The organism is Pantoea trifolii, from assembly GCF_024506435.1.
Taxonomy (GTDB): Bacteria; Pseudomonadota; Gammaproteobacteria; order Enterobacterales; family Enterobacteriaceae; genus Pantoea; species Pantoea trifolii.
The window spans coordinates 771,747-798,682 of sequence record NZ_JANIET010000001.1 but is presented as its reverse complement, the minus strand read 5'-3'; the positions used below and the strand labels follow the sequence as shown (position 1 = coordinate 798,682).

23 protein-coding genes are annotated in these 26,936 nt (G+C 55.0%); 4 read left to right on the top strand and 19 right to left on the bottom strand.

Translation table 11 applies throughout. The features are described 5' to 3' along the window. Positions 1-242: 242 nt before the first annotated feature. From lpxC to ilvI, 19 genes are all read right to left on the bottom strand, one after another. Positions 243-1,160, bottom strand: coding sequence for a UDP-3-O-acyl-N-acetylglucosamine deacetylase (lpxC, locus tag NQH49_RS03555; RefSeq protein ID WP_256695610.1), 918 nt, complete (start codon positions 1,158-1,160; stop codon positions 243-245). Positions 1,161-1,261: 101 nt separating this feature from the next. Further along, a complete protein-coding gene (ftsZ, locus tag NQH49_RS03550) occupies positions 1,262-2,416 on the bottom strand; it encodes a cell division protein FtsZ (protein ID WP_256695609.1) in 1,155 nt (384 codons plus the stop codon). A 71-nt stretch (positions 2,417-2,487) separates the two neighbouring features. After that, entirely contained in the window at positions 2,488-3,744 is a 1,257-nt protein-coding gene (gene ftsA / locus NQH49_RS03545) for a cell division protein FtsA (RefSeq protein WP_007888634.1), read from the bottom strand. Then, complete coding sequence (gene ftsQ / locus NQH49_RS03540; RefSeq protein WP_154192991.1) at positions 3,741-4,580, bottom strand: cell division protein FtsQ; 840 nt, start codon at positions 4,578-4,580, stop codon at positions 3,741-3,743. Before ftsQ ends, ftsA begins: the two co-directional genes overlap by 4 nt. Before the next feature lies 1 nt (position 4,581). Further along, complete coding sequence (locus tag NQH49_RS03535) at positions 4,582-5,502, bottom strand: D-alanine--D-alanine ligase (protein WP_154181788.1); 921 nt, start codon at positions 5,500-5,502, stop codon at positions 4,582-4,584. Next, a complete protein-coding gene (gene murC, locus NQH49_RS03530; protein ID WP_256695608.1) occupies positions 5,495-6,970 on the bottom strand; it encodes a UDP-N-acetylmuramate--L-alanine ligase in 1,476 nt (491 codons plus the stop codon). The genes NQH49_RS03535 and murC overlap by 8 nt, the downstream gene beginning before the upstream one ends. A 69-nt stretch (positions 6,971-7,039) precedes the next feature. Then, positions 7,040-8,098 carry an undecaprenyldiphospho-muramoylpentapeptide beta-N-acetylglucosaminyltransferase gene (gene murG / locus NQH49_RS03525; protein WP_256695607.1) on the bottom strand — a complete coding sequence of 353 codons (1,059 nt, stop codon included), beginning with the start codon at positions 8,096-8,098 and terminating at the stop codon, positions 7,040-7,042. After that, complete coding sequence (gene ftsW / locus NQH49_RS03520; RefSeq protein ID WP_256695606.1) at positions 8,095-9,309, bottom strand: cell division protein FtsW; 1,215 nt, start codon at positions 9,307-9,309, stop codon at positions 8,095-8,097. The genes murG and ftsW overlap by 4 nt, the downstream gene beginning before the upstream one ends. Then, complete coding sequence (gene murD, locus NQH49_RS03515) at positions 9,309-10,625, bottom strand: UDP-N-acetylmuramoyl-L-alanine--D-glutamate ligase (RefSeq protein ID WP_256695605.1); 1,317 nt, start codon at positions 10,623-10,625, stop codon at positions 9,309-9,311. The genes ftsW and murD overlap by 1 nt, the downstream gene beginning before the upstream one ends. Positions 10,626-10,627: 2 nt before the next feature. Beyond that, complete coding sequence (mraY, locus tag NQH49_RS03510) at positions 10,628-11,710, bottom strand: phospho-N-acetylmuramoyl-pentapeptide-transferase (protein ID WP_008108613.1); 1,083 nt, start codon at positions 11,708-11,710, stop codon at positions 10,628-10,630. Beyond that, positions 11,704-13,065: a UDP-N-acetylmuramoyl-tripeptide--D-alanyl-D-alanine ligase gene (gene murF, locus NQH49_RS03505; protein ID WP_256695604.1), complete on the bottom strand. Its 1,362-nt coding sequence runs from the start codon at positions 13,063-13,065 to the stop codon at positions 11,704-11,706. The genes mraY and murF overlap by 7 nt, the downstream gene beginning before the upstream one ends. Beyond that, a complete protein-coding gene (gene murE, locus NQH49_RS03500; RefSeq protein WP_256695603.1) occupies positions 13,062-14,549 on the bottom strand; it encodes a UDP-N-acetylmuramoyl-L-alanyl-D-glutamate--2,6-diaminopimelate ligase in 1,488 nt (495 codons plus the stop codon). Before murE ends, murF begins: the two co-directional genes overlap by 4 nt. Next, positions 14,536-16,302, bottom strand: coding sequence for a peptidoglycan DD-transpeptidase PBP3 (locus NQH49_RS03495; protein WP_008108616.1), 1,767 nt, complete (start codon positions 16,300-16,302; stop codon positions 14,536-14,538). The genes murE and NQH49_RS03495 overlap by 14 nt, the downstream gene beginning before the upstream one ends. A 16-nt stretch (positions 16,303-16,318) precedes the next feature. Further along, positions 16,319-16,639, bottom strand: coding sequence for a cell division protein FtsL (gene ftsL, locus NQH49_RS03490; protein WP_256695601.1), 321 nt, complete (start codon positions 16,637-16,639; stop codon positions 16,319-16,321). Then, on the bottom strand, positions 16,636-17,577 hold the full coding sequence (gene rsmH / locus NQH49_RS03485; protein ID WP_008108618.1) for a 16S rRNA (cytosine(1402)-N(4))-methyltransferase RsmH: 942 nt from the start codon (positions 17,575-17,577) through the stop codon (positions 16,636-16,638). Before rsmH ends, ftsL begins: the two co-directional genes overlap by 4 nt. Before the next feature lie 2 nt (positions 17,578-17,579). After that, positions 17,580-18,038, bottom strand: coding sequence for a division/cell wall cluster transcriptional repressor MraZ (mraZ, locus tag NQH49_RS03480; protein ID WP_007885013.1), 459 nt, complete (start codon positions 18,036-18,038; stop codon positions 17,580-17,582). A 492-nt stretch (positions 18,039-18,530) separates the two neighbouring features. Beyond that, on the bottom strand, positions 18,531-19,541 hold the full coding sequence (cra, locus tag NQH49_RS03475; RefSeq protein WP_256695599.1) for a catabolite repressor/activator: 1,011 nt from the start codon (positions 19,539-19,541) through the stop codon (positions 18,531-18,533). 197 nt (positions 19,542-19,738) lie between these two features. Beyond that, on the bottom strand, positions 19,739-20,230 hold the full coding sequence (ilvN, locus tag NQH49_RS03470) for an acetolactate synthase small subunit (protein WP_008108620.1): 492 nt from the start codon (positions 20,228-20,230) through the stop codon (positions 19,739-19,741). A gap of 2 nt (positions 20,231-20,232) precedes the next feature. Next, positions 20,233-21,957 (bottom strand): acetolactate synthase 3 large subunit, encoded by a 1,725-nt coding sequence (gene ilvI, locus NQH49_RS03465; RefSeq protein ID WP_256695598.1) that lies wholly within the window; start codon positions 21,955-21,957, stop codon positions 20,233-20,235. A 733-nt stretch (positions 21,958-22,690) separates the two neighbouring features. Here ilvI and leuL point away from each other — a divergent pair. The 4 genes from leuL to leuC all read left to right on the top strand — a co-directional run bounded on the left by leuL (position 22,691) and on the right by leuC (position 26,935). Next, positions 22,691-22,774 carry a leu operon leader peptide gene (leuL, locus tag NQH49_RS23515; protein WP_099686952.1) on the top strand — a complete coding sequence of 28 codons (84 nt, stop codon included), beginning with the start codon at positions 22,691-22,693 and terminating at the stop codon, positions 22,772-22,774. A 93-nt stretch (positions 22,775-22,867) separates the two neighbouring features. After that, positions 22,868-24,430 carry a 2-isopropylmalate synthase gene (gene leuA / locus NQH49_RS03460; protein ID WP_256695596.1) on the top strand — a complete coding sequence of 521 codons (1,563 nt, stop codon included), beginning with the start codon at positions 22,868-22,870 and terminating at the stop codon, positions 24,428-24,430. A gap of 2 nt (positions 24,431-24,432) precedes the next feature. After that, a complete protein-coding gene (gene leuB, locus NQH49_RS03455) occupies positions 24,433-25,524 on the top strand; it encodes a 3-isopropylmalate dehydrogenase (RefSeq protein WP_256695595.1) in 1,092 nt (363 codons plus the stop codon). Positions 25,525-25,528: 4 nt separating this feature from the next. Further along, positions 25,529-26,935: a 3-isopropylmalate dehydratase large subunit gene (leuC, locus tag NQH49_RS03450; protein ID WP_256695593.1), complete on the top strand. Its 1,407-nt coding sequence runs from the start codon at positions 25,529-25,531 to the stop codon at positions 26,933-26,935. The last annotated feature ends 1 nt before the right edge of the window (position 26,936 follow it).

Genomic DNA, 26,936 nt, shown 5'->3' with positions numbered 1-26,936 from the left:
AAAGCGGTCGCCAGAATTAGCGTTACCCAGCTTATATGAGCGCCAGATGATAGCACTTATGTGGGGCTTCGACACCAGTCATTAAAGGGGCTTCGGCGGAATTCACGTTTTTTTGTACAGGGTTTCGCCAGTCACAACAGCGAATTGAGATCGGTTTGGCAGGATTAAAAGCGAGGCAATAAAAACGGCAGGTTCAACTGACCGGAGAGGGTGTCAGCGAAACCTGCCGTTTTATGTCTGGCTTACGCCAGAACTAAATTTGGTGCTTTGAATGCCAGTGGCAGTTCTGCTTCATCTTCGAAGGTCGCCCATTCCCAGGCTTCCTGCTTAGCCAGAACCGCTTGCAGCAACTTGTTGTTCAACGCATGGCCAGATTTAAAGGCGGTAAACGCGCCAATAACGTTGTGGCCGCACATGAACAGGTCGCCGATCGCATCGAGCATTTTATGACGAACAAATTCGTCTTCAAAGCGCAGACCGTCTTCGTTTAATACGCGGAAATCATCGAGGCCAATCGCACAATCTAAACTACCGCCCAGGCACAGGCCTTTAGACTGCAGATATTCGATTTCACGCATAAAGCCAAAAGTGCGCGCACGGCTGATTTGGCGAACAAAGTTCTCAGCCGAGAAGTTGAGCTGGTAACGCTGCGAGCTTGAGTCGATCGCTGGATGTTTGAAGTCGATAGTAAAGTCGAGTGAGAAACCGTTATACGGTTTGATCTCGGCCCACTTATCGCCGTCTTCCACACGCACCGCTTGCTTAACGCGTACGAATTTCTTCGCGCTGTTCAGCTCTTCGATGCCTGCGTCCATCAGCAGATAGACAAAAGGTGCGGCACTGCCATCCATAATCGGGATTTCCGGTGCATCAACTTCAACAATAATGTTGTCAATGCCCAAGCCCGCCAATGCGGCGTTCAGATGTTCGACTGTTGAAATACGCACGCCTTCATCATTCACCAGGCAAGTACTCAGCATGGTGTCGCGCACATATTTTGCATCAGCCGGGAAATCTACCGGTGGATTCAAGTCAGTGCGACGATAGATGACCCCGGTGTTAGCCGACGCAGGGCGTAACGTCAGTGTGACTTTCTTGCCGGTATGTAAACCGACACCAGTCGCCTGAACAATACGTTTTAGTGTCCTTTGTTTGATCATCGCTTTATCTCGCAATATTACCTGTCCGACCGCCAGTATAAATTACCAGCGGGCGAATACTTTAGCACAAAGAGCGGAGAATCCCAATTCTCGGGATATTCTTAGTCTGCCTGCTTACGCAAGAAGGCTGGAATATCAAGGTAATCGGGTTCTTTACTGGATGCAGTCGGTTGGTCATTCACCACTTTCGCAGCCGGTTTCTGCTCCTGCGGCAGCGGCGCCATGCCGTGCTGCTGGTAGCGATGATCCATCACTGGCTGAGTGGCCGGTTTATTGGTCACCAGCGTGATTTCAGGGCGCTTATCCATGCCGATGCCGGTTGCCACCACAGTCACACGCAGTTCATCGTTCATCTCTGGATCCAGAGAAGTACCGATAACCACGGTTGCGTTGTCAGAAGCGAAGGCGCGGATGGTGTTACCCACGGTTTCGAACTCATCAAGACGCAGGTCGAAGCCCGCAGTGATGTTGACCAGCACGCCGCGCGCGCCAGACAGATCGATGTCTTCCAAAAGTGGAGAGGAGATCGCCATTTCTGCCGCTTCTTCTGCACGGTCTTCACCACATGCCACGCCGGAACCCATCATGGCATAGCCCATTTCTGACATCACGGTACGCACGTCCGCGAAGTCGACGTTCATCAGGCCAGGACGTGTAATCAGTTCAGCGATACCCTGTACTGCGCCTTTCAATACGTCGTTAGCTGCGCCGAACGCATCCAACAGAGAAATACCGCGACCCAGAACTTTCAGCAGCTTGTCGTTTGGAATAGTGATCAGTGAATCGACATGCTTAGACAGTTCCGCGATACCCTGCTCAGCAAAAGCCATACGCTTTTTGCCTTCAAAGTTGAATGGCTTAGTCACCACCGCAACAGTCAGGATACCCAAATCTTTTGCCACTTCAGCTACAACTGGCGCTGCACCGGTACCGGTACCGCCGCCCATGCCAGCTGCGATGAACACCATGTCTGCACCATCCAGCGCAGCACGCAGTGCTTCGCGATCCTCTTCTGCAGAGTTACGACCCACTTCTGGGTTCGCACCTGCGCCAAGACCTTTAGTGATATTGGTCCCGATCTGGATCGTCTGGCCGACCGCTGTCTTACGCAACGCTTGCGCGTCGGTGTTTACAGCGAAGAATTCCACACCTTCGATACGCTCGCGTACCATGTGCTCTACGGCGTTGCCACCGCCACCGCCGACGCCGATGACTTTAATCACCGCGTCATTGGTTAATTCCATAGGTTCAAACATGATTTCTCTCCGTTATGTGCCTGTCGCCTGGAGATCATAAACATTGCCAGCATGATCTCCTTTTTCAAAAATTAAAATTCTTTCTTCAGCCAGCTGTTGATTCGTTTAAACCAGTTGCCCACTGAAGCGCGTTTTTCCGTTTCTGCATCACCGTTCATGTGTGACTCTTTGCCGTAATGCAGCAGGCCAACTGCCGTAGAGTAATACGGCTCCTGCGCATAATCTGTCAGGCCGGTGATGTTAAGCGGCTGTCCGATGCGCACTTGCGTGTGGAACACGCGCTGTGCGCAGGCTGCCAAACCTTCAATCTGCGCCGCACCACCGGTCAGCACGATACCGGCTGCCAGATGGTGTTTCACGCCTTGCTGGCGCAGCTGCTCCTGTAATTGCAGAATCTCGTCGTTGACCAGATTCAACAGTTCGGTGTAACGCGGCTCGATCACTTCAGCCAGCGTTTGACGCTGCAGGCTACGCGGTGGACGTCCACCTACGCTCGGCACTTCGACATTTTCGTCTTTGCCGACAATCGAGCCCAATGCGCAACCATGACGCACTTTAATCGCTTCTGCGTCGGTCGGCGGCGTACCAAAAGCGTAGGCGATATCGCTGGTTACCACGTTCCCGGCATACGGGATCACTTTGGTATGACGCAGTGCACCGCCAGTATAGACAGCGATATCCATTGTACCGCCACCGATATCAACAACACAGACGCCCAGCTCACGTTCATCTTCTGTTAACACTGAGAAACTGGATGCCAGGCCAGCAAAAATCAGTTGGTCAACTTTCAGGCCACAACGTTCAACGGCTTTGACAATATTTTTTGCCATATCGTTGTGGCAGGTGATCAAATGTACTTTCGCCTGCATACGCACGCCGGAAAGTCCCACTGGATTCTTAATGCCTTCCTGATAATCGATGGCATATTCCTGCGGAATGACATGCAGGATACGATGCTCGTCACGTACGCGAACGGATTTCGCCGTATGCACCACGTTCTCTACATCATCCTGAGTCACTTCCTCTTCCGAAATCGGAACCATCCCGATTTCGTTCTGGCAACTGATATGTTTGCCCGATAAAGCAAGGTAGACCGATGAAATCTGGCAGTCCGCCATCAATTCAGCCTGATCGATGGCACGTTGTACGCATTTCACCACCGATTCCAGATCGTTTACGCCGCCTTTATCCATGCCGCGAGACGGGCAACTGCCCACCCCAATAATATTGACCATACCATCGGGCAGAATTTCCCCAACCAGGGCGGACACCTTCGCGGTGCCAATTTCGAGTCCTACTACCAGTTTTCTGTCCGTTGCCTTGATCATTGTGGTTTAGCCTGTGCCTGGTTCTGTTGCTGATTACTGTCCTGTGGCTCTATCGGTGCAGCGGCCCAACCGACGGCGGCGCCCGAATCGTAGCGCAAATCAACATACGTGATGCGCTGGTTCTGACTCTGGCCCTGCTGCTGCAAATCCGGATAAAGCTCAATAAAACGGTTCAGACGCTTCATGGTATCGCTGCGACCTAATTCGATGCGCACATCGTCACTGGTCACTAATTGCCATGAGCGCCGCGCCGTCATCGACGCGACCTTCAGGGTAAACTTGTTAGCCTTTAACACATCACTCATGGTGTGATAGCCAGCTAACACCTCGTTTTCACTGCCTTCCGGGCCGTACAGCATTGGCAACGCTTCTTTGCCAACGTGACTGGCCGGTACGCTGAAGGAGACGCCATCGGCGTCCACCATGTGTGAGTCGTTCCAGCGTGCCACCGGAACGTACTCCACCAGATTTATCTTCAGCTCATCAGGCCACTGCTTGCGTACACTGACCTGCTTAATCCAGGGTAAACGCTCAATCTGCTGCTGGATAATATCCACGTTCTGCGACATGAAGGTCCCCGGCGCGCCAAGCGATAAAATGGCCTGGCGAATATCGTCATGCGTGGTGTAGTGGGTTTGCCCGGTCACCACCAGCTTCGATAACGGCAAGCGTGACGCGTCATTCATCCACTTCAGCACCACGAGGCCGCCCGCCACCATGATGCCCAGCACAATCAGCAGGAACACCATGCCAAACAGTCGCGCACCGTTGCTACGCCCGGAGCGTGTCCGCTCCTGAGGTTCGCGATTGCGTACTCGTATCGCCGCCTGAGACATATCAGTCAGCCAGCTCCAGAATACGCGCTACCAGCTGCGGGAAGCTGTATCCCGCTTGCTTCGCTGCCATCGGCACTAAGCTGTGGCTGGTCATGCCAGGCGAAGTATTCACTTCCAGCAACTGGAAGTTGCCCTCACCGTCAGCCATCACGTCGACACGCCCCCAGCCGCTGCAACCCAATGCGCGCCAGGCTGACCACACCAACGTCTGCAATTCTGCTTCCTGCTCGGCGCTTAATCCGCTCGGGCAGAAGTATTCAGTATCGTCAGAAATGTATTTAGCTTCATAGTCATAGAACTCGCTGGCGGTTTTAATTCTGATAGAAGGCAGAATTTGCTCACCCACGATGCCCACGGTGTACTCCGCGCCGCTCAAAAACGCTTCGATCAGTACGTCATCATCATGACGAAAAGCTTCTTCAAGCGCTGCGGGTAAGGCATCCGCATGGTTCACGCGGCTAATACCCACGCTAGAACCTTCGCAGCTTGGCTTCACAAACAGCGGTAAGCCCAGCGCCTCAATGGCGGCGGTGGTATCCGCGTCTAAACCTTGCTCATGCTGCTGACGCGTCAGCCAGACAAATTTGCCTGAGGGTAATCCCCTGCCCTGCCACAACAATTTGCTGCGTAGTTTGTCCATGGTGATGGCGGAAGCCATCACGCCGCTGCCGGTATAGGGCAGTTGCAGGAACTCCAGCACCGCTTGCAGCGTGCCGTCTTCACCACCGCGGCCGTGCAAAGCAATAAACGCTTTAGCGAAGCCCTGCTGTTTCAGATCCAGCACTGACACATCACGCGTATCGACTGCATGCGCATCAATGCCCATTTCACGCAGTCCGGCTAGCACCGCCGCACCGGACATCAGCGACACGTCACGCTCTGCCGAAGTGCCGCCCATCAATACTGCAACCTTCTCAGTCATGACGCGCCTCCGTCTTAACAGCAGGCTGCAATGCGTTTTCGGCCAGCTTGCGGGCAATCTTGCCGATGTTGCCTGCGCCCTGCACGATCACCAGATCATCGCCCGACAGCAACGGCGCCAGCGCGTCTGGCAGCGCGTCATGCTCAGAGACCAGAATCGGATCAACCTTGCCACGGTTACGAATCGCGCGGCACAGCGAACGGCTGTCAGCGCCGGGAATGGCGGCTTCACCCGCCGGATAGACATCCAGCATCAGCAACACATCCACCTGCGACAGCACATTAGCGAAATCATCAAACAGGTCACGCGTACGCGTGTAGCGATGCGGCTGGAACACCATCACCAGCTTCTTGTCAGGCCAGCCCGCACGTGCGGCTTTGATGGTGACATCCACTTCGGTGGGATGGTGGCCGTAATCGTCAACCAACATCGCACTGCCTGCATTACCGTTGACGGCGGCGGTATCGAACTCGCCCAGCACGTCAAAGCGGCGTCCGGTGCCCTGGAAGCTCTCCAGCGCGGCCAGAATCGCGTTATCTTCAATGCCTTCTTCGCTGGCAACAGCTACCGCGGCGGCCGCGTTCAGCGCGTTATGACGGCCAGGCGCATTCAGCGTCACTTTCAGCACCGGCTTATCCTGACGAATAATGGTGAAGTGACCTTGTGCGCCACGCTGCTCGTAATTCTCGATACGCACATCTGCGTCGTCGCTGAAGCCATAGGTGGTTACCTGGCGGCCTACGCGCGGAATCAGGTCACGAATCACCGCGTCATCCACGCACATTACCGCGCGTCCGTAGAACGGCAGGTTGTGGAGGAAGTTAATGAACGTCTGCTTCAGGTTCTCAAAATCACCCTGATAGGTGTCCATGTGATCGGCTTCGATGTTGGTGACAATCGCCACCATCGGCTGCAGATGCAGGAAGGACGCATCACTTTCATCTGCTTCTGCAATCAGGTAACGGCTGCTGCCCAGGCGCGCATGCGTACCTGCGGCCTTAACCAATCCGCCGTTAACGAAGGTCGGATCCAGTCCGCCTTCCGCGTAAATGCTGGTCACCATCGCGGTGGTGGTGGTTTTACCGTGCGTACCGGCAACGGCAATGCCGTGACGGAAACGCATCAGTTCTGCCAACATCTCAGCACGACGAATGACGGGAATACGCTGCTCACGTGCGGCAACCAGCTCAGGGTTATCCTGCGCAACGGCTGTCGACACTACGACAACGCTGGCATCGGTGACGTTTTCCGGACGATGGTTGAAATAAATCGTCGCGCCCAGCGCCGCCAGATGCTGTGTCACCGCGTTCGGTGCCAGATCAGAACCGCTAATGTGATAGCCTTCGTTCGCCAACACCTCGGCAATACCGCCCATGCCAGCACCACCGATGCCGACAAAGTGAATGTGCCGGACGCGACGCATCTCGGGCACAATAGAACGCAGTTTTGCCAATTGTTGTGTATTCATCTGTTTCAATTACCTGTTTTTCCCGTTTGCACCTGCTAAAGGTACGGGCCAAATCAACTGGCCGATTAATTACTTCGCGACGCGCGCCACTTCATTTGCAACCCGCTCGGTTGCATCGGGAATCGCGACCTGACGGGCTTTTTCTGCCATCGCCAACAATGTGGTGCGATCCCAGTGACGCAGCGTGTCCGCTACCACAGCTGCGGTAAATTGCGGCTGCTCGAAAATTTTGGCTGCGCCCGCTTTTTCCAGCGGCAACGCATTCCAGTACTGCTGACGATCTTTGTGCTGAAACGGCACGAAAATCGTCGGTAAACCTGCGGCGGCCACTTCGCTCACCGTCAATGCGCCCGAACGGCACACCACCACATCGGCCCAGGCGTAAGCTTCGGCCATGTCATCGATAAACTCGGTGACTTTGTGCTGCGGCTGGCCCGCTGCGCGGTAAGCCTGCTGCACGGTTTCCAGTCCGCCTTTCCCGGTTTGATGCCAAACCGTAATGGCTTCACCCAACTCTGCGGCTACTTGTGGCACGGTCTGGTTGAGGATACGCGCGCCCTGGCTGCCGCCGACCACCAGCACGCGAATCGGGCCGGAACGTGCGCTCAGACGTTCTGCCGGTAACGGCAGCGCTAACACATCGGTACGCACCGGATTGCCAACCACTTCAGCATTTGGAAACGCACCGGGAAACGCCTGCATCACTTTGGTGGCGATTTTCGCCAGCCACTTATTGGTCAGGCCGGCAATGCCGTTCTGCTCATGCAGCACCACCGGGATACCGCAGCTCCACGCGGCTAAACCACCGGGACCTGAAACATAGCCGCCCATGCCCAGCACCACATCCGGCTGCCAGCTCTTCATGATGCGACGCGCCTGGCGCCAGGCATTGAAGATGCGCACCGGTGCCAGCAACTGCGCTTTCACGCCTTTACCGCGTAAACCGCTGATGCGGATAAAATCAATTTCAATGCCGTGTTTTGGTACCAAATCCGCTTCCATTCGGTCAGCGGTTCCCAGCCAGCGCACCTGCCAGCCTTGTTCCATCAGGTGATGGGCAACGGCCAGACCGGGGAACACGTGTCCGCCAGTACCGCCTGCCATGACCATCAGCCGTTTGCCACTCATCGAGCACCTCGGGTAAACGCCTGCGCTTTCGCCAGACGCGTTTCATAATCTATGCGCAATAAAAACACGATGGCGGTCGACATGATGATCAGACTCGAACCACCGTAACTGATCAGCGGCAGTGTCAGACCTTTGGTCGGCAGCATGCCCGCCGCCGCACCGACGTTAACCAGCGCCTGGAAGCTAAACCACACGCCAATCGAGCAAGCGAGGAAGCCTGAGAAGCGCTGATCGATCTCCAGAGCACGGCGACCAATCGACATCGCGCGAAAAGCGACGAAGAATACCATCAACAGCGCTAAAACCACACCGACATAACCCAACTCTTCACCGATGATGGAGAAGATAAAGTCGGTATGTGCTTCCGGCAGATATTCCAGTTTCTGCACCGAGTTGCCTAAGCCCTGTCCCCAGAACTCACCGCGTCCAAATGCCATCAAGGATTGCGTCAGCTGGTAGCCGCTACCGAACGGATCTTCCCACGGGTTCCAGAAGGACGTTACACGGCGCATACGGTACGGTTCGGCGATGATCAGCAGCACCACGGCGAAAATGCCGGAGCCGATGATCGCCAGGAACTGCCACATTTTCGCCCCGGCGAGGAACAGCATCGCCAGCGTGGTAACAAACAGCACGACCACGGTACCGAGGTCCGGCTGCGCCAGTAGCAGCACGGCCAGCACCACCATCACGCCCATCGGCTTACAGAAGCCCCAGAAGTTGTTACGCACCTCTTCTACTTTGCGCACCAGATAGCTGGCGAGATAGCAGAACAGCGTCAACTTCGAGAGCTCAGCCGGCTGAATACGCAGCGGGCCAAGGGCAATCCAGCGCGATGCGCCGTTCACCGAGCTACCCACGACCAAGACGATCAGCAGCATCACCACGGATACCATCAGCATCACGTTGCTGTAGCGCTGCCAGAAATCCATCGGGATGCGCAAGGTCACCAGCGCCATGCCGAACGCCAAAGCGATATAGAATGCATCACGCTTGGCAAAGTAGAACGGATCTTCGTTCAGACGTTGACCAACCGGCATTGACGCCGACGTCACCATCACAAAACCGATCAGCGCCAGCCCAAAGGTCAGCCACAGCAGCGTGCGATCGTACAGGACCACCGGCGCATCATCACTGTCGCGCGCGCCCATCACCCAATCGCGCAGGCGCACTGACAGATAATTGGCGATACCGGCTCCAGGAATGCGCATCAGCTCAACTCCTTCGCCAGTTGCGCGAACTGATCGCCGCGCTGTTCAAAATTACGGAACTGGTCAAGGCTGGCGCAGGCCGGTGATAACAGCACCATATCGCCGGCTTTTACCTGTGCGGCAATTTGCGTCATCGCCTGCTGCATGGTTTCTGTGCGCGTGGCAATCTCCGGACGCAGTGCCGCTAACGCATCGCCATCGCGACCAAAACAGAACAGCTTCACGCTGTCGCCTTGCAGATAGCGCGCCAGCGGGCTGAAGTCAGCCGATTTGCCGTCGCCGCCCAGCAGCAGCCACAACGTGCCTTTTACCTTCAGGCCGTTCAGCGCCGCTTCGGTGCTGCCAACGTTGGTGGCTTTGGAATCGTTGATCCAGCGCACGCCGTTGGCTTCATGCACCAGCTGGAAGCGGTGCGTAAGGCCGGTAAAGGTGGTTAAGGCTTTCAGGCTGGAAGCGCGCGGGATGTTCACCGCGTCGGCCAATGCCAGCGCTGCCAGCGCGTTGGTGTAATTATGTTGACCTACCAGCGTCATCTCATCGGTGTTCAGGACTTTCTCGCCCTTCGCCCGCAGCCAGGTGCTGCCTTGCTGCTGATTGAGATGATAATCGCCAAGGTTGATGCCGAAGCTCACGCAGCGCTGATCGACACCGCGCACCGGCATGGTCATGCCATCGTCAGCATTCACTACGCAGACGCTGGCGTTTTCGTAAATACGCAGCTTGGCGGCACGATATTGCTGCATGCCGAGAGGATAGCGATCCATATGATCCTCGGTGAGATTGAGGATCGTCGCCGCGGCCGCTTTCAGGCTGTGTGTGGTTTCCAGCTGGAAGCTGGAGAGTTCGAGCACATAGAGCTGTGCTGGCGATTTCAATAGCGTTAGCGCCGGCAAACCGATGTTGCCGCCCACGCCTACCTGCCACCCTGCGGCACGCGCCATTTCACCCACCAGCGTCGTCACGGTGCTTTTGCCGTTCGAACCGGTAATCGCCACAATTGGTGCCTGCGCTTCACGGCAGAACAGCTCGATATCGCCGATGATTTCAATCCCGGCATCGGCGGCTTCGCTCAAAGCAGGATGCGCCAGCGCGATGCCTGGGCTAGCGATAATCAGATCGGACGCCAGCAGCCAATCGCTATTAATACCGCCAACATAGCGCTCCACTGAGGCTGGCAGCTTGTCCAGCCCCGGCGGCGAGACACGGGTATCCATCACGCGTGGCGTTACGCCTTGCGCGAGGAAGAAATCAACACAGGAGAGGCCAGTAATGCCTAATCCAATGATGACGACTTTTCTGCCCCGATAGTCAGCCATGATTAACGTACCTTCAGCGTTGCCAGGCCAATCAGCACCAGCATCAGCGAAATAATCCAGAAGCGCACGATGACGCGCGGCTCCGGCCAGCCTTTCAATTCATAGTGATGGTGAATCGGCGCCATGCGGAAAATACGTTGACCGCGCAGCTTGAACGATCCCACCTGCAGAATCACCGACAGCGTTTCGACCACAAACACGCCGCCCATGATCAACAGCAAGAATTCCTGGCGCAGTAGCACGGCGATAGTGCCGAGCGCGCCACCCAGCGCCAGTGAGCCGACATCGCCCATGAACACTTGCGCTGGATAGGTGTTGAACCACAAAAATCCGAGTCCGGCTCCAACAATCGCGGTGCAGACAATCACTAACTCGCCCGCGTGGCGTAAATAAGGAATATGCAGATATTCGGCAAACTTGACGTTACCGGTTGCCCAAGCCACCAGCGCAAAACCTGCTGCCACGAATACCGTTGGCATGATGGCTAAGCCATCAAGGCCGTCCGTTAAGTTAACCGCGTTGCCAGTACCAACAATCACGAAGTAGGCCAGCACCACGTAGAACAGGCCAAGTTGCGGCATGATGTCTTTAAAGAACGGCACCACCAGCTGCGTCGCAGGCGTATCTTTACCGGCGATAAACAGCGCGAATGCAACGGCCAGCGAAATCACTGACATCCAGAAGTATTTCCAGCGCGCGATCAGGCCTTTAGTGTCTTTGCGCACCACTTTGCGATAGTCATCCACAAAGCCGATGATGCCAAAACCAACCAACACCACCAGCACGCACCAGACGTATGGATTGGATGGATAGGCCCACATCAGCACCGAAATGGTGATAGAGGTGAGGATCATCACGCCGCCCATGGTTGGCGTGCCACGCTTGCTGAAGTGTGACTCTGGACCGTCATTACGCACCACCTGGCCAATCTGCAGTTTCTGCAGCCAGGCAATCAGGCGCGGGCCCATCCACAGAGAAATGAACAAAGCGGTCAGCAGGCTGACAATGGCGCGAAACGTCAGGTACGAGAAGACGTTAAAGCCGGAATAAAATGCGACCAGATGTTCGGCCAGCCAGACTAGCATGTTCCTTTCTCCTGTAAGCTCTGTACTACCTGCTCCATGGCGGCACTACGTGAACCTTTAACCAAAATAGTGATGTCCTGATGTTCGGACAGCAATGTGCGTAAACGTTCAGTCAGCGCGGTTTTCGTGGCGAAATGCTCGCCTTTGCCGCTGCTTTCGCCAATCAACTGGCTTAGGGTTCCGGTGCTCAGCACGCAATCAATGCCTGCTGCTTTGGCCGCATCGCCCACCTGCCGATGGCACAACTCGGCTTCATCACCCAGTTCAGCCATATCGCCCACCACCATCACACGGTAACCCGGCATATCGCCCAGCACCTGCGCGGCAGCCGTCATCGAACCGACGTTGGCGTTGTAGCTGTCATCCAGCAGCAATTGATTGGCCGCCAGACGAATCGGGAACAGTCGACCAGGAACCGCCTGTAACGTTTTAAGGCCAACTTTAATCGCCGTCAGCGGCGCATCTACTGACAATGCGAGCGCTGCAGCGGCTAACGCATTCGCGATGTTATGACGGCCTGGCAGCGGTAATTCCACGGCAATATCACCGCGTGGCGTATGCAGCGTGAACAGTGTGGCATCGGCACGCAGCACGATTTCGCTGGCGCGGAACTCAGCATCAGCCAATGGCTGCGGCGAGAAGCGCCACAGGGTTTTATCCACAAACTGTGATTGCCAGTTAGCAAGATCGTTGCTGTCGGCGTTGACGATCGCAGTACCGTGTACCGGTAAGCCGCCAAAAATCTCGCCTTTGGCTTTCGCCACACCGGCCAGTGAACCAAAGCCTTCCAGATGAGCGGCGGCCAGGTTATTGACTAACGCGGTTTCCGGGCGCACCAGATCGGTGGTGTAAGCAATTTCGCCTTGATGGTTGGCACCCAGCTCGATCACGGCGTAAGCATGTTCTTTAGTGAGACGCAGCAGCGTCATCGGCACACCGAAATCGTTGTTCAGGTTGCCTGCGGTGTAGAGCGTTTCGCCACACTGGCGCAGAATCGCGGCGGTCATCTCTTTGACCGAGGTTTTACCGGATGAACCGGTTAAAGCAACCACGCGCGCTTTCGCCTGTTGGCGTACCCACGCAGCGAGTTGCCCGAAAGCAATGCGCGTATCAGCGACAACCACCTGCGGTACAGAAACCTTCAGCAGCTTACTTACCAGCAGCGCCTGCGCGCCGTTGGCAATGGCATCGTTAGCGAAATCATGAGCATCAAAACGTTCACCCACCAGCGCCACAAACAGGCTGCCGGCGGTGACTTTACGTGTATCGGTGGTGACATCGGCAATGGTTAAGTCCGCGCCGTGCAGTTGGCCGCCGCTGATTTCGGCCAGCGTGTTGAGCGAAACGGGAATCATGCCATCACCTCCAACAAACGGGCGACGGTGTCGCGATCGGAGTAGTCCAGACGGCGGTTGCCAATGATTTGATAATCCTCGTGGCCTTTTCCCGCCACCAACACGATGTCATCGGCGCCAGCTTGCATCACGGCGTTGGTGACCGCCTGCGCACGACCGGAAACCACACGCGCGCGGCCCGGATCGAGCAAGCCGGTGAGAATGTCATTCACAATCGCCATCGGCTCTTCGCTGCGCGGATTATCGTCGGTGATCAGCACGATGTCGGAGAACTGCTCAGCAATCGCGCCCATCAATGGACGTTTGCCTTTGTCGCGATCGCCACCGCAGCCAAACACGCACCACAGTTGGCCTTTACAGTGCAGACGCGCCGCTTCCAGCGCTTTTTCCAGCGCATCTGGCGTGTGAGCGTAATCGACAACCACAGTAGGTTTATCTGGCGCAGTAAACACTTCCATACGCCCACACACCGGCTGCAGCTGCGGTGCCGTGGCAACCAGCGCATCAAGCGAATAATCCAGCGCCAGCAGCGTAGCCAGCGCCAGCAACAGGTTGCTCACGTTGAAAGCGCCCATCAGGCGGCTATCAAACTCGCCGTTGCCCCAACTGGAGCTGAACCGGATGTGCGCACCGCCATCGTGATAATCCACCGCGGTGGCTTTGAGCCAGCGACCATGACAGCCCGATTGCAGATTGTCTTCCATGGTGACCGCTACCGCATCCGGCAATTTTGCCAGCCAGCGACGGCCCACTTCATCATCAGCGTTGATGATGGCTTCAGCGACTTGATGCTCAGAAAACAGTAACCATTTAGCGGATTCATAGCTCTGCATATCACCGTGATAATCGAGGTGATCGCGGCTTAGGTTAGTAAATACCGCAGCCGCAAACGGCAAGGCTGCAACACGATGCTGCACCAAACCGTGTGAGGAGACTTCCATCGCCGTCAGGGTTGCGCCCTGCCCGACTAAATCATTCAGCACATGCTGCACGTCCACCGCAGAACCGGTGGTGTTTTCGGTGGCCACCAGTTGACCGTAAAGGCCATTGCCGACCGTGCCCATTACTGCGCCGGTTTCACCCAGCAAGTTGGCCCACTGCGCCATCAGTTGCGTGGTGGTGGTTTTACCGTTGGTGCCGGTAACACCGATTAATTTCAGTTTGCTAGCAGGCTGCTGATAAAAGCGCCCGGCCAGTGCAGAGAGACGCTGCTGCAACTGCGCCAGATAGATAACCGGGACGCCATGCATCTCACGGATATCTCCATCGCTGGCTTCACCTTCAGCTTCGGCAATCACTGCCGCCACGCCTTGTGCAATAGCCTGCGGAATAAAACGACGTCCATCAGCATGATGGCCCGCCACGGCGATAAACAGATCGCCAGAAGCCGCAGCGCGGCTATCTAGTGTCATGTCACGGAGTGGACGCGCCGGCGCACCCGGCACCCACGGGGCCAGTAAGTCGCGCAGGTTACGATCTGTCACTTGATTCCTCACTTCTATTCTTCACCAACTCGTTCTTATCAACTGTCGGCAGCGCATCAGGTTCGATATTCATGGTACGCAACACGCCGCCCATGATGGCACCAAACACCGGTGCTGAAACCGCACCACCATAATATTTACCGGCCTGGGGATCGTTGATCACCACCACCAGCGCAAAACGAGGACGGCTGGCAGGCGCAACGCCTGCGGTATAAGCAATGTATTTGTTGACGTAACGTCCATCCGGCCCAACCTTCTTGGCGGTACCAGTTTTGATGGCAATGCGATAGCCCTTGATGGCGGCTTTAACCCCACCGCCGCCAGGCAACGCAACGCTTTCCATCATGTGCATCACCGTTTTCACCAGGTCTTCCTGGAAAACGCGTTCACCCGCTACCGGCGGGTCAACTTTGGTGATCGACAGCGGGCGATTGATGCCGTAGCTGCCAATGGTTGCGTAGACTCGCGCTAACTGTAACGGCGTTACCATTAGCCCGTAGCCGAAAGAGAAGGTGGCCCTCTCTATGTCAGACCACCGTTGTTTTTGAGGGTATAAGCCACTACTTTCCCCGACCAGCCCCAAATTGGTCGGTTTACCCAGCCCAAAGCGCGCGTAAGTATCTACGAGTGCTGAGGAGGGCATCGCTAACGCCAAACGTGAAACCCCGACGTTACTCGACTTCTGTAAAACCCCGGTAAGGGTCAATTCGTTGTAGCGCGCCACGTCTTTGATCTCATGACCATTGACGCGGTACGGCACGGTGTTCAGTACGCTGTTCTCTTTCACCACACCGCGCTGCAAGGCCGTCATCACCACCATCGGTTTTACGGTGGAACCGGGTTCGAAGATGTCGGTAATGGCACGGTTACGCATCACGTCTTTCGGCGTGTTGCTGAGATTATTCGGGTTGTAAGCTGGGCTATTCGCCATCGCCAGCACTTCGCCGGTGTTCACATCCACCAGCACGGCGGTGCCTGATTCGGCTTTGTTGAACGCCACGGCGTTATTCAGTTCACGGTACACCAGCGCCTGCAAACGTTCATCGATGCTCAGCGTGAGGTTGTGCGCAGCGCGGCTGTCTACCGAGGAGATATCTTCAATAACGCGGCCGTTGCGGTCTTTACGCACGGTACGTTCGCCCGGTGCGCCAGTCAGCCATTTGTCGAAGCTCTTTTCGATGCCTTCGATGCCCTGACCATCAATGTTGGTGAAACCAATCAGGTGCGCGGTAACCTGGCCCGCCGGATAGTAGCGGCGCGACTCTTCACGCAGATAGATGCCCGGCAGCTTAAGCTTTTTCACGTACTCGCCAATCGCCGGATTCACCTGGCGCGCCAGATAGACAAAGCGCCCTTTCGGGTTGGCGTTGATGCGTGCAGCGAGTTGATCAAGCGGAATCGATAACGCATCCGACAGCGCCTTCCAGCGGCTATCCAGTGAGACGCCACCGTGCTCGGTCAGCTCTTTCGGATCGGCCCAGATCGCATTTACCGGCACGCTCACCGCCAGTGGACGACCAGCACGATCGCTGATCATCCCGCGCGCGGTTGGCACCGATTGCACGCGCAGCGAACGCAAATCGCCCTCTTTCACCAGCTTGTCAGGGTTGATCACCTGCAGCCATGCTACGCGCGACAGCAGTCCGCCTAGCGCCAATAAAATGCACCCGCACAGTAACGCAAAGCGCCAGCTTACAAAGCTGGCCTTATCTTCTTGTTTTTTTAACTTCAGCGTTTTGCCTGCGCCACTCATTAAGTTCTGCGATTCCTTATTTCTGCACCACAATATTTTCCTGCGAAGGATCAACATGCTGCATTTGCAGTTTATCGGTTGCTATTCGCTCTACGCGGCTATGATCGCCTAGTGCGTTCTCTTCAAGAATCAGGTTGCGCCATTCGATATCGAGCGCATCACGCTCCAGCACCAGCTGTTCACGCTGCGCCGTTAACAGGCGCGTCTTGTGCGTAGTGGTCACCACCATTACCGAGGAGACCAGCACCGCAGCCAACAACAGCATTGGGATCTTGCCAAATCGCAGCAAGTCCCCACCAATAACACCGGGTAAGCTGTGGCGCTCGTTGCCAATCATGACGCCGTTCGCTCCGCGATACGCAACACCGAACTACGCGCTCGTGGGTTTTCATTCACTTCGGCTTCACCAGGAATCAGCTTGCCCAGCGTTTTCAGTTCACGTCCGCCTAAAGCTTTGAGCTGCGACTCGGTCATCGGAATCCCTGCTGGCACCTGCGGACCGCGGCTCTGATCGCGCATAAAGCGCTTCACTAAGCGATCTTCCAGTGAGTGGAAGCTGATAATCGACAACCTGCCGCCGGGTGCGAGAACCGATAATGCCCCTTTCAGCGCAGTATCAATCTCTTCCAGCTCGCTGTTGATCCAGATACGAATCGCCTGGAAAGTACGCGTTGCCGGATGCTTAAATTTGTCTTTGACGGGCATCGCGGCGGCAATCACGGTTGCCAGTTCTTTGGTACGCGTCATCGGCTGCTCGCGGTTGCGCTCAACGATGGCGCGCGCAATACGCTTACCGAAACGCTCTTCACCGTAGGTTTTGATCACGAAAGCGATATCTGCCTCTTCCGCGCTCATCAGCCATTCAGCGGCTGATTGCCCGCGCGTTGGGTCCATACGCATATCCAGCGGCCCATCACGCATAAAGGAAAAGCCGCGTTCGGCATCATCCAGCTGTGGTGAAGAGACGCCCAGATCGAGCAAAACGCCATCGATCTTACCGGTCAGCCCACGCTCTTCGACATATTCCGCCAAGGCCGAAAACGGCCCATGCACGATCGAGAAACGCGGATCGTTTATCTCAGCGGCTGCGGCTATCGCTTGCGGATCGCGATCAATCGCTATCAGTTGCCCTTTCTCGCCAAGCTGAGAAAGGATTAAGCGCGAGTGACCGCCGCGACCAAAAGTGCCATCGATATAAATGCCGTCTTCCCTGATATTGAGGCCGTTTACCGCCTCATCCAGCAGCACTGTGGTGTGTTTGAAATTTTCCTGCATAGCTATAGCGACAAGTCCTGCAACCGCTCAGATAAAGGCTCCTGAGCCGACTGTTCTGTGTCAATATCATCCTTAACTTGTTGATACCAGGTCTGTTCATCCCACAGCTCAAACTTGTTGAACTGTCCAACCAGCATCACTTCTTTGGTCAGGCCGGCGTGTTGACGTAACGTGTTCGCCAACAACAAACGACCCGCATTATCCATCTGGCATTCACTGGCATGTCCTAACAGCAGTCGCTGTACGCGACGCTCGGCGGGATTCATGCTGGATAAGCGAGACAGCTTTTTCTCAATGATTTCCCATTCGGGCAGGGTATAAAGCAGCAGGCATGGCTGGTGGAGGTCAATGGTGCATACCATTTGCCCCTGAGACTCTGCGACAAGCAATTCACGATAGCGCGTTGGTACTGCTAATCGCCCTTTGCTGTCGAGATTGACTAACGTTGCTCCACGGAACATGCCAGCCTTACCCCTTAATCACCCGTTTTCACCACTTTATCCCACTTTTTACCACGAAACGAGTTTACGGAGCCGATGAAATCCTTGTCAAGCCGCAACGGCAAGTGAATATCACTATTTACATCGGGTGAAATTAATCAGAGAGGGAATTAATCGACATGGATTCGCAAAATAAAAAATTAACCTGATGAATAATTGAATAAAAATTTTCGTACCATGAAAAATGGTGAAAAATAAAGCGCTTTTACGCGGAATTATATTTGCCCTGCAATCTGCGACGACGGCGGCATTTTAGGGGATTTCTGAAAGGAAGCCCAGCATCATCGCGCCAGCTCTGCTAAGACACGCTGCTGAAGATGTAAACAGTTAAGAAAAGTCAGCAGGGTTAAATTGTTAGCTGGAGTGGCGATTATTTACGCTTATTTACGCCGTAAGGTTTGCAGGAAATAGCTGCAGGTTAAATTAACACTGGGCAGTGAACTGCCCAGCATTTCATTTAACGCGGCGGCTTAATTGTCCGCGGCGGAATAAATTACGACGAATGCGGGTTAAACCCGGTTTCGGTTTACGCGGTTCATCCAGCGAGGCCAAAACCAGTTCCAGCACGCGTTCGGCCACGTCACGATGACGCTGACCCACCGCCAGCACCGGACACTCAAGGAAGTCCAGCAATTCGTGGTCGCCAAAGGTGGCAATCGCCAGATCGGTTGGCAAGCGGCCATCACGCTTCAAGGTAACGTCCATTACGCCCTGCAGCAGCCCAAACGACGTTGTAAACAGCGCCTCCGGCATCGGATGATCTTCGAGGTACTTCTCAAACAGCGTTGCAGCGGCGGCACGATCAAAACTGTTGCAGTATATGTAATCAATGGGCCGTTCGTCGTCTTTCCACGCATCGCGGAAGCCGAGTTCACGCAGGAAACTCACCGACAATTCCGGCAGCGCCCCAAGGAACAGCACGTTTTTCACCGATAGCTGACGCAATTCAGCCGCCAATGCCTGCGCATCATCCTGATCGGCACCCACCACGCTGGTAAAGTGTTCACGATCCAGCGCACGGTCCAGCGCGATAATCGGTAAGGGATCGTTGATCCAACGCTGATAGAACGGATGCTCTGGCGGCAGTGAAGTCGAAACGATGATGGCATCAACCTGACGCTGCAACAGATGCTCGATGCAGCGCATTTCATTGTCCGGCTGATCTTCCGAGCAGGCAATCAAAAGCTGATAACCGCGCTGACGCGCCTGACGTTCCAGATAGTTGGCAATGCGCGTGTAGCTGGTGTTTTCCAAATCAGGGATCACCAGACCAATTGAACGCGTGCGTCCGGCACGCAGCCCTGCCGCGACGGCATTCGGGTGATAGTTGTGTTCACGCACCACCGCCATCACTTTCTCGACGGTTTTCTCGCTGACACGATACTGCCGCGCTTTGCCATTGATTACATAGCTGGCCGTGGTGCGCGACACGCCTGCCAGGCGCGCAATTTCATCCAGTTTCACGGTGACACCTTAATTCTGATAAGCCAGCGCTGGCGAAAATATCCGCAGAGTAGCTATGGGTAAAACATTTGTAACATCTAACCGCAGAACACTACGCCGAGCAACCGCTTTTCTCTCTCATCCTGGATAAGCGCATAAAATAAAAAAACCCGGCTTTTCGCCGGGTTAGAATCAGATAAAAACGTTACTTAAGGTGATTAACGCATTACGCGATCGCCACGCGACACACCCACGATTCCTGAACGAGCTACTTCAACAATTTCTGCTACGTCGCGAACGGTGTTAAGAAACGCGTCGAGTTTATCACTGGTGCCTGCCAGCTGAACCGTGTAAAGCGTTGGCGTGACATCGATAATCTGACCACGGAAAATTTCCGCACTGCGCTTCACTTCTTCACGGCCGTAACCGCTGGCCTGGATTTTCACCAGCATGATTTCACGCTCAACGTAAGCGCCCTGCCCCAGCTCGCTGACACGTAACACGTCCACCAGCTTGTGCAACTGCTTCTCGATCTGCTCCAGCACTTTCTCATCGCCGACCGTTTGAATCGTCATCCGTGACAAGGTCGGATCATCGGTTGGCGCGACAGTAAGGCTTTCGATGTTGTAACCACGTTGAGAGAACAGTCCCACTACGCGGGACAATGCGCCGGATTCGTTTTCCAGCAGAACCGATAAAATACGACGCATAATTAAGTCCTCTCCGTTTTGCTCAACCACATCTCATCCATCGAACCACCACGAATTTGCATCGGGTAAACGTGCTCGCTGCCGTCAATATTCACATCCACAAACACCAGACGGCCTTTCGCCAGCGTATCTAGTGCCAGCTGCAGCTTCTCTTCCAGTTCCGCAGGATGCGCAATGGAGATCCCCACATGACCATAAGCTTCGGCCAGACGCACGAAGTCAGGCAGCGATTGCATGTAAGACTGCGAGTGGCGACCGGAGTAAATCATGTCCTGCCACTGCTTAACCATGCCGAGGAAGCCGTTGTTGAGGTTCAATACCAGCACCGGTAAATCGTACTGCAGCGCGGTCGATAGCTCCTGAATGTTCATCTGGATACTGCCATCGCCGGTCACGCAGATAACCGTTTCATCCGGCAGCGCCATCTTCACGCCCAGCGCAGCAGGCAAGCCGAAGCCCATGGTGCCCAAGCCGCCGGAGTTGATCCAGCGACGCGGCTTGTCGAACTGGTAATAAAGTGCGGCAAACATCTGATGCTGACCGACGTCAGAGGTGACGTAAGCTTCGCCTTTAGTCAAACGACAGATGGTTTCGATGACAGCCTGCGGCTTGATTTTGTCAGTGGTGCGATCGAATTCCAGACACTTGCGGCCACGCCAGCCTTCAATGGTCTGCCACCAGTCGCGCAGGCTATCAAGCTCCTGCTTCGCATCGCTTTGCGCCAGCAGCTCTAACATCTGCGCCAGCGTCTGCTTCGCATCGCCGACAATCGGAATGTCCGCGCTGACCGTTTTGGAGATCGACGTCGGATCGACATCGATATGCATAATGGTGGCGTTCGGGCAGTACTTCGCCAGATTGTTGGTGGTGCGGTCGTCGAAGCGCACGCCAATACCGAAAATCAGATCGGCATTGTGCATGGTCATGTTGGCTTCGTAAGTACCGTGCATACCCAGCATGCCGATACACTGACGATGCGTGCCAGGGAACACGCCCAAGCCCATCAGCGAGGTTGTCACCGGAATATTCAGTTGCTCAGCCAGCTGCAGCAATTCTGCTTCGCAGCCCGACATAATCGCCCCGCCGCCGGCGTAAATCACCGGCTTATGCGCAGCCAGTAACGTTTGCAGCGCGCGCTTGATCTGTCCTTTGTGGCCCTGAATGGTCGGATTGTATGAGCGCATGCTCACCGTTTCCGGCCAGACGTACGGCAGTTTGTTCGCTGGGTTCAGGATATCTTTTGGTAGATCGATAACCACCGGCCCAGGGCGACCGCTGGCAGCCAGCCAGAAGGCCTTTTTCAGCACGGTTGGGATCTCTTCGGCGTTTTTCACCAGGAAGCTGTGCTTCACCACCGGGCGGGAGATACCGACCATGTCGCACTCCTGGAACGCATCGTAACCAATCAGTGACGAAGGCACCTGACCCGACAGAATCACCATTGGGATTGAATCCATGTAGGCGGTTGCAATACCGGTAATCGCGTTGGTGGCGCCCGGACCGGAAGTCACCAGCACCACACCCACTTCACCGGTCGCACGCGCAAGGCCATCGGCCATGTGTACCGCGCCTTGTTCATGGCGGACCAATACGTGGTCAATACCACCGACCGTTTGCAGCGCATCGTAAATATCGAGCACCGCTCCGCCCGGATAACCGAATACCTGCTTAACGCCCTGATCGATTAACGAACGGACGACCATTTCGGCTCCTGACAACATCTCCATTTTCTGCCTCCAGGCTTGAGGGACTGAATCCACTGACGTTCGCGTTTCCCGCACACCACTGATATCCGGCCCCCGATCGCCAATTAAGATCAAAACCTTATGTTTATGCTCAGAAGGCGGCGTTCTTTCCGCCTTCCAGGTACAGGGAATCTACTTGAGTTAATTATATGAGAGTAGGTCGATTACCATAACCGCAGACAACCCGGCCTGCAAACGCCAGGACGCCACGTCGCGCCCGAACCGGCAATAAAGGCACTGATGCGTGATTATTGCCTGCGAGGATTAAACTAATGCTTCGTCATAACCACAGAGGAAAATGCTGGTTTAGAGATTATTTGCAGCGTGTTCTAAGAAATATGATTTTCATATTGCCTGACCACTCAGTCCACAATCTTTTGTGATAATTACTTTATGGCGTGATTATCTATAAAACGGTCCGATCACATCATATTCTTCTTAACAACAAGCCTAATCTTGTTTTATCAGTAATGCGCATTTCCGACATAACTAATTAATTATCAATTATTTAAAATAAATTCTATTTTCTAAACGATTTTTTAAGTGGATGGAATCACTTCTCCTGTTACTAATTAATGCCATTGCTCTGCGCAGCTGAAAAATCACAGCACATCGCCCTTCTTACGTCACAGAAATACCCTTGCACTTAAGGTTGACTTCACACCTCAATTCCAGTACCAATATGTGCATCCAAAAAATTTACGAGGTTTGAATCATGTTTCATTCTTTCCGCCTACTCGGTCTACTACTAAACGCATCCAGTTTGCGCGGTAGACTCGTGGGCGGAATCAATAACTGATTCGAACCTGCTGAAGTTTAAGAAACCCGCGCCAATGCGCGGGTTTTTTTATGCTCGTAGCACCGGCAACGTTAATGCATAAGGAAGATTACGATGAGCCAGCAAGTTATTATTTTCGATACCACTCTGCGTGATGGCGAACAGGCTTTACAGGCCAGCCTGAGTGTTAAAGAAAAACTGCAAATCGCTCTGGCGTTGGAACGTATGGGCGTGGATGTGATGGAAGTGGGCTTCCCCGTTTCCTCTCCAGGCGATTTTGAATCCGTACAGACCATCGCTCGTACCATCAAAAACAGCCGCGTTTGCGGACTGGCACGCTGCGTTGAGAAGGACATTGACGCCGCATACGAATCACTGCGTGTGGCTGATGCGTTCCGTATTCACACCTTCATCGCGACTTCGCCGATGCACATCGCGACCAAATTGCGTAGCACGCTGCCGGAAGTGATTGAACGCGCGGTGCATATGATTAAACGCGCCCGCAACTACACCGACGACGTTGAATTCTCCTGTGAAGATGGCGGTCGTACACCAATCGACGATTTGTGCCGCATGGTTGAAGCCGCGATTAATGCCGGTGCAACCACCATCAACATCCCGGACACCGTCGGCTACACCTTGCCAGGCGAATACGCCAACATCATTGGCCAATTGGTGGCTCGCGTTCCCAATATCGATAAAGCCATCTTGTCCGTTCATACCCACGACGATTTGGGTATGGCGACCGGCAACGCCATCGCCGCAGTATTGGCCGGTGCGCGTCAGGTTGAAGGTACGTTGAACGGTTTAGGCGAGCGCGCCGGTAACTGTGCGCTGGAAGAAGTGATCATGGCGATCAAAACCCGCCAGCAGATCATGAACGTCCACACCAACATTAATCATCAGGAAATCTACCGCACCAGCCAAACCGTGAGCCAAATCTGCAACATGCCGATTCCAGCCAACAAAGCGGTGGTCGGTTCTAACGCCTTCGCCCATTCTTCCGGTATTCACCAGGATGGCGTGCTGAAGAACCGCGAAAACTACGAAATCCTGACGCCAGAATCTATCGGCCTGCACAAAATCCAGCTGAACCTGACTTCCCGTTCTGGCCGCGCAGCGGTGAAACACCGCATGGAAGAGATGGGCTACAAAGAGTCTGATTACAACCTCGACACCTTGTACGACGCCTTCCTGAAGCTGGCCGACAAGAAAGGTCAAGTCTTCGACTACGACCTGGAAGCGTTGGCCTTCATCAACAAGCAGAACGAAGAGCCAGAATATTTCCAGCTGAACGAATTCAACGTGCAGACCGGCTCCAGCGTGACAGCAACGGCTTCCGTGCAGTTAGGCTGCGGTGAAGAGACCAAAGCTGACGCCGCAACCGGTAACGGTCCGGTTGATGCGGTCTATCAGGCGATCAACCGTATTACCGGCTTTGAAGCCGAACTGATCAACTACAAGTTGACGGCAAAAGGCCACGGCGAGAACGCGCTGGGTCAGGTCGATATCGTGGTCAACTACAACGGTCGTAAATTCCACGGCGTTGGCCTGGCGACCGATATCGTCGAATCATCGGCGAAAGCGATGGTGAACGCGTTGAACAACATTTGGCGTGCTAAGCAGGTGGAAAAAGAACTGCAGCGTAAATTTAAAGATCAGAAGGAAACGGTGTAACTATGTCTAAGTCTTCTCATATCGCGGTATTGCCAGGCGACGGAATTGGTCCGGAAGTGATGGCGCAGGCCATGAAAGTTCTCGATGCAATTCGTACGCGTTTCGACATGCGTATCACCACCAGCGAATATGATGTTGGCGGTATCGCCATCGATCGTCATGGTGAACCGCTGCCACCGGCTACCGTTACCGGCGCAGAGCAAGCGGATGCGATTCTGTTTGGCTCGGTAGGTGGCCCGAAATGGGAACATCTGCCGCCTGCGCAACAACCTGAGCGTGGCGCGCTGTTGCCGCTGCGTAAGCACTTCAAGCTGTTCAGCAACTTGCGCCCTGCGGCACTGTATAAAGGTCTGGAAGCGTTCTGCCCGCTGCGCAGCGATATCGCCGAGCGCGGTTTCGACATCCTGTGCGTGCGTGAATTGACCGGCGGCATCTACTTCGGTCAGCCGAAAGGCCGCGAAGGCAGCGGCCCACATGAGCGCGCGTTCGATACTGAGGTGTATCACCGTTTCGAAATCGAGCGCATCGCGCGTATCGCCTTTGAATCAGCGCGTAAACGCCGCAACATCGTCACCTCAATCGACAAAGCCAACGTGTTGCAGACTTCCGTGATGTGGCGCGAGATTGTCAACGAAGTGGCAAAAGATTATCCGGATGTGCAGTTGAGCCACATGTACATCGATAACGCCACCATGCAGCTGATTAAAGATCCATCACAGTTTGACGTGCTGCTGTGTTCTAACCTGTTTGGCGACATCCTGTCAGACGAATGCGCGATGATTACCGGTTCGATGGGCTTGCTGCCTTCTGCCAGCCTGAACGAAGACGGTTTTGGCCTGTTTGAGCCAGCGGGCGGTTCCGCACCGGATATCGCCGGTCAGAACATTGCCAACCCGATTGCGCAGATTCTGTCGCTGTCACTGCTGCTGCGTTACAGCCTGAATGCGGATGAAGCAGCCGCAAGCATTGAACGCGCTGTCAGCCGCGCGTTGGAAGCGGGTTATCGTACCCGTGATTTGGCCGGTGACGGCAAGGCCGTGAGCACAGATGAGATGGGCAGCATCATTGCCGGTTTCATCGCCGAGGAAAAATAATAAAATGAAAAGCTTATACCAGAAGTTATTTGATGCACATGTCGTCCATGAAACGCCTAACGAAACGCCGTTACTCTATATCGATCGCCATCTGATCCATGAAGTGACGTCACCGCAGGCCTTTGATGGCCTGCGCGCGCACGGCCGCAAGGTGCGCCAGCCGTCGAAAACCTTCGCCACCATGGATCACAACGTTTCGACGCAGACCAAAGATATCAACGCGTCTGGCGAGATGGCGCGCATTCAGATGCAAGAGCTGATGAAAAACTGTGCTGAGTTCGGCATTCAGCTGTATGACCTGAATCACCCGTTCCAGGGCATCGTGCACGTGATTGGGCCAGAGCAAGGCATGACCTTGCCGGGCATGACCATTGTGTGCGGCGATTCCCACACCGCCACCCACGGCGCGTTTGGTTCACTGGCTTTCGGTATCGGTACTTCCGAAGTTGAGCACGTGTTTGCCACGCAAACCCTGAAACAGGGCCGCGCGAAAACCATGAAGATTGAAGTGCTGGGCGAAGCTGCGCCGGGCATCACTGCCAAAGACATCGTGTTGGCGATCATCGGCAAAACCGGCAGCGCTGGCGGTACCGGTCACGTTGTCGAATTCTGTGGCCCAGCAATTGAAGCGCTGAGCATGGAAGGCCGCATGACGCTGTGTAACATGGCGATTGAAATGGGTGCCAAAGCGGGCCTGGTCGCGCCGGATGACACCACTTTCGCTTACCTCAAAGACAAGCAATTCGCGCCGAAGGGCGAGCAGTGGGAACAAGCGGTGGCTTACTGGCGCACGCTGAAGTCCGACAGCGATGCCAAATTCGACAGCATCGTCACGCTGCATGCCGAAGATATCGCTCCGCAAGTGACCTGGGGCACCAATCCAGGCCAGGTAATGGCGGTCGATCAAGCGATCCCGAACCCACAATCCTTTGCCGACCCGGTCGAGCGCGCTTCTGCAGAGAAAGCGCTGGCGTATATGGATCTGCAGCCAGGCATCAAACTGACTGACGTGGCGATCGATAAAGTGTTTATCGGTTCCTGCACCAACTCACGTATTGAAGATCTGCGCGCCGCTGCCGCGATTGCCAAAGGCCGCAAAGTGGCGCCGGGCGTGGTAGCGATGGTGGTGCCAGGTTCCGGTCCGGTGAAAGCACAAGCCGAAGCTGAAGGTCTGGACAAAATCTTCCTCGAAGCCGGGTTTGAATGGCGTTTGCCGGGTTGCTCGATGTGTCTGGCAATGAACAATGACCGCCTGAATCCAGGCGAACGTTGCGCATCAACCAGCAACCGTAACTTTGAAGGCCGTCAGGGCCGCGGTGGACGTACGCACCTGGTGAGCCCGGCGATGGCCGCTGCGGCTGCCGTGACCGGTCGTTTTGCCGACATTCGTGAATTGACTCAGGGAGCGTAAA